This window comes from Streptomyces beijiangensis (genome assembly GCF_017315755.1).
In the GTDB taxonomy this organism is placed as follows: Bacteria; Actinomycetota; Actinomycetes; order Streptomycetales; family Streptomycetaceae; genus Streptomyces; species Streptomyces beijiangensis.
Genome location: NZ_JAFLRJ010001600.1, coordinates 1 through 256 on the forward strand (window position 1 = coordinate 1; position 256 = coordinate 256).

The following is a 256-nucleotide window of genomic DNA, read 5'->3' on the forward strand; positions in this document are numbered from 1 at the left end:
CGAACGAGCCTCTAACGAGGCGTCGTCCGCGCTTGCCCCCGCCCCAGGGGCGACGAAGGAGAAGGCCGAGCGCCAGGGGGCGCCCGAGCCGGAGGAGGGCATAGCCGAGACCAGCTGCCCGCCCGCAGCAGACTTTTTCGCCCCGAGCACCCAGCCGCCAGCCGATGTCCAACAGCCCGCCGAGCAGCTCTCATGGCGGGACCTCGACGCCCCCGTCCTGCCCGCGCTGATGAATCGCAAGCGCACCGTGGAGAAG

Annotated in this window: 1 pseudogene; it reads left to right on the top strand. The window is 71.5% G+C overall.

Annotated features, from left to right (window positions below):
• Window positions 1–256, top strand: a pseudogene (locus tag J0695_RS42855) (hypothetical protein); the annotation flags it as partial.